The sequence below is a fragment of the Oligella urethralis DSM 7531 genome, from assembly GCF_000372065.1.
GTDB lineage: Bacteria > Pseudomonadota > Gammaproteobacteria > Burkholderiales > Burkholderiaceae_B > Oligella > Oligella urethralis.
Window position 1 is genome coordinate 40,247 of the sequence record NZ_AQVB01000016.1, and the last position, 6,872, is coordinate 47,118.

The window sequence follows — 6,872 nt, forward strand, 5'->3', positions numbered from 1 at the left end:
TACAGCGATGAAAAACCCACTTAAAAGTTTATTCTTAAAGAAATTTGAACTAACTACAAGTACACAGAAGAAATTTTAAATAATATATAACCATAACCCAGATCATGTTAGATTGCAAATTCGCTGTTGAGGGCGATAGCACCCAAGGGCTCCCAGCCATTTTCGTCTCACGTCGCGTAAGTTATAGGCTTGAGCTCTTGTCTAAAGCGCTGACAAGGTTCAATTGATGGCATAAATTGTTTACAATATTTAATAATTGCTATTATTTTTTGGAATAACCTTGATACGTCTAGAACATATTTATAAACGTTTTGAGACTCGGGGTAGACCGGTACATACGGCGCTAAGTGATGTAAATTTAGGCATTGAGCGTGGCGCTATTTACGGCATTATCGGCCGTTCGGGTGCTGGTAAATCTACTTTAATTCGTCTCTTAAACCTACTGGAAAGACCGAGTAGCGGCAAAGTCTACTTTAACGATGAGGATATTAGTGCCTTCAGGGGCGCCCAATTACGTCAGTTGCGTCATCGTATCGGCATGGTGTTTCAGCACTTTAATTTATTAAGTTCACGTACGGTCTTAGATAATGTCTGCTTACCCTTACGCTTACTGGGTGTGTCTAAACAGGACAGAGAGGCGCGCGCGCTGGAGCTGTTGGAGATTGTTGGTTTAACCGAGCATAGGCATAAGTACCCGGCCCAACTATCCGGTGGGCAAAAGCAGCGCGTGGGGATTGCGCGCGCATTGGCTAATAACCCAGAGCTGTTACTGTGTGATGAGGCGACCAGCGCTTTGGACCCCGAAACCACGCAGGCCATTCTTGCCCTACTTAAGGATATTAATCAGCGCCTTGGTATTACCATTGTGTTGATTACCCATAGTATGGATGTGATTCGCAGTGTGTGTGATCGTGTGGCAGTCTTAGATCAGGGGCATTTAGTCGAAGAGGGTGAGGTGATTGATGTCTTTCTGCATCCGCAGCATCAAACCACGCAGTCATTATTGCAGGAGAGTAGTGGGGTGGATGCGCAAGCGTGGAAGCGCCTGGTTAAGGACAGTGGAGTTCAGGTATTACGCCTCAGCTATCGTGGTGAAAGTACTTCACAACCCATTATCAGTCATTTATCTCGGGAGTTGGGGGTGCAAGTCAGTATTCTGCAGGGTACGGTTGGCCAGTTAAAAGACACGGCCTATGGACAGCTGGTGGTGTCAATTGATGGTGATGCTGCACAACAAGCACAAGTGACGCAATTTTTAGCAGCAAATCATGTGACGTATGAGGTATTAGAGGCGTGAATTTTCAACGAGTTGATTGGAGCCTGATTCTTGAGGCGACCCTAGATACCTTGATCATGACCGGCTGGTCCTTGCTATTTACAGTGATTATCGGCTTGCCTTTAGGTATTTATTTGTTTTTATGCAGTGAGCGACAGTTATTGGCGAATAAGCCCGTCTATCAATTGCTATCCTTGGTGGTGAATGTCCTACGTTCAGTACCTTTTTTAATTTTATTAATTATTTTAATTCCATTTACCCGCTTTGTAATGGGTACGGCGTTAGGCGTGCCAGGTTCAATTCCACCGTTGGTGGTGGGGGCTGCGCCGTTTTTTGCGCGTTTAGTGGAAAATGTCTTGCGGGAGCTAGATCCAGGTATTTCAGAGGCCTGTAAAGCCATGGGGGCGACACCTCGACAAACGGTGTTTTATGCCTTATTACCTGAAGCAACCACCGGTATTATCAGTGCGGTGGTGGTCACCGCCATTACCCTCATTGGTTATACTGCCATGAGTGGGGTGGTCGGCGGTGGCGGTCTCGGTGATATTGCCATCCGCTATGGTTATCAACGCTATCAGGTTGAAGTGATGTTGATTACCGTGGTCATTTTGGTGGTGCTGGTGCAAGTGATTCAGATGTTTGGCGATCGGCTGGTTGCTAAAATGAATCGTAAATAATCAGAGCTAGCTATCTATATAGCTTCAGGTTATATAGCGCCTTGTTTTTATAGCTTTTTTCTTGGGCTTTGTATATTATTAAAGGGATTTTTCAAACATTGGAGTTTTATATGAAGTTAACATCTATTTTTTCAGCGCTGGCCCTAACTGCCGCTGTGGCTTTACAGCCAGCCCTAGCAGCGGACAAATTAAGCATTGCGGCCACGCCGGTACCGCACGCCGAGATTCTAGAGCATATTAAGCCAGCCCTTAAGGAGGCGGGCGTGGACTTAGATATTAAGGTATTTACTGATTATGTGCAGCCTAATCAGCAAGTGGCGGATGGTCAGATTGATGCGAATTTTTTCCAGCATAAGCCCTACTTAGATAGCTTTAATAAGGAGCGCGGTACGGATTTAGTGAGCGTGGGCTTAGTTCACGTTGAGCCTTTCGGTGCCTATTCTAAGAAAATCGATAACATCGAGAATCTGAAAGAGGGTGCTCGCGTGGCCATTCCTAATGACCCATCCAATGGAGCTCGTGGCTTATTGCTATTAGAAAAAAACGGTCTTATCAAGTTAAAAGATCCAGAAAATTTATTAGCCACTTCACGTGATGTGTCTGAAAATCCTAAGCAGTTAAAGTTTACGGAATTAGAAGCAGCAACCTTAGCGCGTGTGTTAGATGATGTGGATTTAGCCTTGATTAATACTAACTATGCCATTGAAGCTGGTTTAAACCCCTTAGAGGATGCCTTAATTATCGAGGGTTCTGAGTCACCTTATGCGAATTTAGTCGCAGTGAAAGCGGGTAATGAAAAGGATGGGCGCGTAGAAAAGCTACTGAAGGCCTTACAGAGCGAGGATGTGAAGAAATTCATCGCAGATAAGTATAAAGGTGCCGTTGTGCCAGCCTTCTAATCGCTGCCATTATTCTAGTTGACACTGCTCAGCTGATAGCCTCACTTAGCCAACAAGCTAGGTGAGGCTTTATTTTTATATTAGCTTGATGTCATGGTGTAGTCATTTGCAGCTGTTAAAATTATATATATGGTCAGTAGACTGTCATTTATTAATAAAGGAATTTACATTATGCGTTTAGTCAACCGCACCTTTGATGAGTTGCAAGTAGGTGAAAAAGCTGAATTACGTCGCCTCATTACAGTCGATGATTTGTATGTATTTGCTTCAGCTTCGGGTAATTACAATCCGAGTAGTTTACCTAATTACGATGTTGACGGCGATGGCGAGCCGGAAAATATGGCACCTACCATGTTTGTGGCCTCCATCGTCTCCGCGGTAGTTGGCAATATCCTACCCGGCCCTGGTGCGGCTTTTAAAAATTACAGTTTTGAAGCGCATGAGCGTGCTCATCCTGGTGATGAGATGTTAATCAAGGTCGAGGTAACGGACAAAAAGGACAATCATGTGGTGACCCTCAAATTGTCCGTGACTCGTGTTTCAGATAATCAATTAATTCTGGATGGTCACACTGATGTGATCGCACCGACGGTTAAATTTGAACGGGACAATATGGACGTACCGGGTCTATTGGTACAGCGTCATCGTCATTTTGAGGAGCTCTTAGCGCGCGCTAAGCAATGCGACCCGATTCCTGTGGCGGTGGTGTGTCCCCACAATAAAAACTCCTTAGGCGGTGCGCTACTGGCAGCCAAAGAGGGCATTATTATCCCGATTCTGTTAGGGGATGAAAATAAGATTCGCGAAACTGCCCAAAAGATGGGCGAGGATATTTCCCAATTTGAGATTATTACGGTGCCCGGCAGCGATCAGGAGGTCGTGATTGAAGCGTGTAAATTAGTGCACGAGGGTCGTGCCGCCTCAATTATGAAGGGGCATTTACATACCGATGATTTATTGCGCGGCATGCTGAATAAGGAGCATGGCTTACGGGTGGGTCGTCGCTTTACTCACGTCTTTATTATGGATGCGCCGAGTCGCCCAGAGTTACTGTATATCAGTGATGCGGCGATTAATATTTACCCAGATTTAAACACGAAGGTCGATATTGCTCAAAATGCCATTGATCTTGCGAATTCACTAGGAACAGAGGCACGGGTGGCGGTGTTATCGGCAGTGGAAATGGTGAATCCAGCCATTCAGTCGTCGGTGGATGCGGCCCTATTATCCAAAATGGCTGATCGTGGTCAGATTACCGGTGGTTTGGTGGAAGGACCTTTGGCCATGGATAATGCCATTGACGAAAATGCCGCTCGCACCAAGGGCATTGTCAGTGAGGTGGCCGGTCGAGCAAACATCCTAGTGATGCCGGATTTAGACGCCGGTAATATGTTTATTAAGCAAATGACCTATGTTGCGCATGCTGAAGGCGCTGGTTTAGTACTGGGCTCCAAGGTACCGGTGATTTTAAACTCACGTGCGGATAGCGAGATGTCGCGCTTAGCCTCTTGCGCCGTGGTGTGTTTACAGTATGCAAATCAACAAAGTAAATAAATGATTGTTTAAAGGAGCGTTCATGACTGTTAAGAAGGTAAAAGCCAAAGGTTTTTTAGCACTGAATTCTGGTTCATCTTCTTTAAAGTTCGCCCTCTACCTTGATGAACAAGAAAAAGAGAGTATGGTAGGTCGTTGCGAACAGATCGGTACGGGTGGTAATGTTCGCATTAAGGATATTGAGGGGCAGCCTTTGGTGCTACCTAAGACGTATTCATTGGACACGCATGAGGCCGCCATGCAGGTGGTGTTAGATGCGATGGCTTACTTTTTTCCTGATATTGAGGTGCAAGCGGTTGGTCATCGCGTGGTACATGGTGGCAGAAGTTTCGATGGACCCATTTTTATTAGCCCAGAGGTGCTAGAAAATCTTGAGCGTTTGGTTAAACTTGCGCCGCTACATGAACCACACAATATTGCGGGTATTCATGCGGCCATGGAGGCTTTCCCTGGAGTGCCGCAGATTGCTTGCTTTGATACGGCATTTCATCGTAGCCAGAGCTTTGTGGATAACGCCTTTGCCATTCCTTATCATTATTATGAAGAGGGGATTTTGCGTTATGGTTTCCACGGTTTAAGTTATGAATATATTAATGCGGAGGTAGCGCGTCTCGCACCGGAATTGCATCAGGGCAAGGTGGTGGTAGCGCACTTGGGTAATGGCGCCTCCTTATGTGCTATTGAGGCAGGCCGGAGCAAGGCATCCACCATGGGCTTTACTGCGATTGATGGTTTGCCGATGGGTACTCGCTGCGGTCAATTAGACCCCGGTGTGATATTGCACTTCTTAGAGACCGAGGGGATGAGTATCAAGGACCTAAACCGTATCCTCTATAAGGAATCGGGTTTACTAGGTTTGTCTGGCGGTTTATCCAATGATATGCGGGTCTTGACTGAGGCTGGCACAGAGGCAGCGAAGCGGGCGATTGATTATTTTACCCACAAGGTATGTGCCGGCGTGGCATCGATGGCTGCTGCTATGCAGGGCATTGATTTATTAGTCTTTACTGCCGGTATTGGTGAGCATTCATCCTTGGTGCGACGTAAGGTCTGCGAGGGTTTGGCTTGGATGGGTGTGAGCTTAGACGACATCAGTAATACGCAGGGTAAAGGTACACGACTCATTAGTGCTAAAGATTCCAAGTTTAAAGTGATGGTGATCCCGACCGATGAGGAGGTGATTATTGTCCGTGCAGCGCGTGCCTTACTTGCTGAAAAGGCTGTTGCCGAAGTCTGTTAAGTCAGTCTATCAAGGAGGTGTCTATGCGCAGTGGAAAGAAGCTTACACTAAAAGACGGGACCCAGATTTTTTATCGTGATAGCCATCCCGAGGGCTATCAGGGGCTGACGGTGATTGCTTTGGCGGGCTTAACGCGGAATAGCCTGGATTTTGAGTATTTAGCTGCTCATTTCGATCCTAAGATACGCTTATTGCGCATTGATAGCCGCGGTCGTGGTTATTCTGACTGGCGTGAGGCCTCGAGTTACACGGTGCCTCAAGAAACGGCGGATGTGCTTGAGGTGATGGAGCAGTTAGGGATTGAGCGTGCCGCCTTTATCGGTACCTCACGTGGTGGTTTGATTGCGATGGGGCTGGCTTATGCTGCACCAGAGCGTATTGTGGGTGTGCTTTTTAATGATATTGGTCCGGTGATTGAAATGGCGGGTTTGCTTAATATCGGCGATTATCTAGGCATTGCACCCACGGCTAGGACTTTAGAAGAGATGGCGGCGCACTTAAAAGCGGCGCGTGTCGGCTTTCATCAGGTACCTGATTCGCGTTGGTTAGAGGAGGCGCAACACCAGTATTTACAAGCTGAGGACGGGGTGAAGCTTTTTTATGACCCAGCCTTGCGTCAGAGCTTTGTAGAAAGCAATATTGAGCAAAATCCAGTGCTGTGGGACTTCTTTGATTTACTCGCGGATAAACCAGTGGCTGTGATTCGTGGTGAAAACTCAGATATTCTCTGTGCTGAGACGGTGTTGGCGATGCAGCAAAGACGAGCTGATATGTTGGCGTGTACGCTCAAGGACCGTGGGCATGTGCCCTTTTTAGATGAGCCTGAGGCATTGCAGACGATTGAAGCGTGGTTGGCGCAGTGTCAGCGTAAGCGTCCGGTGAACTCCGATTGACTTCCGTTTTTAAACGTTCAATGCCCCGATTTTGTCGGGGCATTGTGTTAATTCTTGGTGTCGTTTGGCGCTTGCCAACGATGAGGCAGAAGCTCAGTAATGTCCTTCGCTTTCTGTGTCGGCAATCGTTCTGAACCTACCCCATTCTTAACACAGCCCGAAAGTAGAATGTGCTCTTAACCTGTAGTTAACAGGACTTAAGCGTTCCAACGACTCATGAGGTCTTTCGGTATTATAAATGGTTATCCACTCTTCGGTATACCAACGAACCTGCTCTAGTGTACTGAAGAGGTGCATATTCAACACTTCTTCGCGATAGGTTCGATTAAATCG

General features: G+C 46.7%; 7 protein-coding genes. 6 read left to right on the top strand and 1 reads right to left on the bottom strand.

Going from position 1 to position 6,872, the window contains the following annotated elements; genetic code table 11:
• Window positions 1-280: 280 nt before the first annotated feature.
• The 6 genes from A3GA_RS0109130 to A3GA_RS0109155 all read left to right on the top strand — a co-directional run bounded on the left by A3GA_RS0109130 (window position 281) and on the right by A3GA_RS0109155 (window position 6,539).
• A complete protein-coding gene (locus tag A3GA_RS0109130) occupies window positions 281-1,297 on the top strand; it encodes a methionine ABC transporter ATP-binding protein (protein WP_018027099.1) in 1,017 nt (338 codons plus the stop codon).
• Window positions 1,294-1,953: a methionine ABC transporter permease gene (locus tag A3GA_RS0109135; protein ID WP_018027100.1), complete on the top strand. Its 660-nt coding sequence runs from the start codon at window positions 1,294-1,296 to the stop codon at window positions 1,951-1,953. Before A3GA_RS0109130 ends, A3GA_RS0109135 begins: the two co-directional genes overlap by 4 nt.
• Window positions 1,954-2,063: 110 nt before the next feature.
• Window positions 2,064-2,852, top strand: a complete 789-nt coding sequence (locus tag A3GA_RS0109140; RefSeq protein WP_018027101.1) for a MetQ/NlpA family ABC transporter substrate-binding protein — start codon at window positions 2,064-2,066, stop codon at window positions 2,850-2,852.
• A 171-nt stretch (window positions 2,853-3,023) separates the two neighbouring features.
• Window positions 3,024-4,406: a bifunctional enoyl-CoA hydratase/phosphate acetyltransferase gene (locus A3GA_RS0109145; RefSeq protein WP_018027102.1), complete on the top strand. Its 1,383-nt coding sequence runs from the start codon at window positions 3,024-3,026 to the stop codon at window positions 4,404-4,406.
• Window positions 4,407-4,428: 22 nt separating this feature from the next.
• Window positions 4,429-5,646, top strand: a complete 1,218-nt coding sequence (locus A3GA_RS0109150) for an acetate/propionate family kinase (protein ID WP_018027103.1) — start codon at window positions 4,429-4,431, stop codon at window positions 5,644-5,646.
• Between the two features lie 23 nt (window positions 5,647-5,669).
• A complete protein-coding gene (locus A3GA_RS0109155; RefSeq protein WP_018027104.1) occupies window positions 5,670-6,539 on the top strand; it encodes an alpha/beta fold hydrolase in 870 nt (289 codons plus the stop codon).
• A 147-nt stretch (window positions 6,540-6,686) separates the two neighbouring features.
• Here the strand turns inward: A3GA_RS0109155 and A3GA_RS12480 are convergent.
• The coding region (locus A3GA_RS12480; protein WP_155966280.1) for an integrase core domain-containing protein at window positions 6,687-6,872 on the bottom strand (186 nt) is incomplete at its 5' end.

Coding starts and splice junctions, on each gene's coding strand:
- A3GA_RS0109140 (WP_018027101.1), top strand. CDS start 2,064: ATGAAGTTAACATCTATTTTTTCAGCGCTGGCCCTAACTGCCGCTGTG.
- A3GA_RS0109145 (WP_018027102.1), top strand. CDS start 3,024: ATGCGTTTAGTCAACCGCACCTTTGATGAGTTGCAAGTAGGTGAAAAA.
- A3GA_RS0109150 (WP_018027103.1), top strand. CDS start 4,429: ATGACTGTTAAGAAGGTAAAAGCCAAAGGTTTTTTAGCACTGAATTCT.
- A3GA_RS0109155 (WP_018027104.1), top strand. CDS start 5,670: ATGCGCAGTGGAAAGAAGCTTACACTAAAAGACGGGACCCAGATTTTT.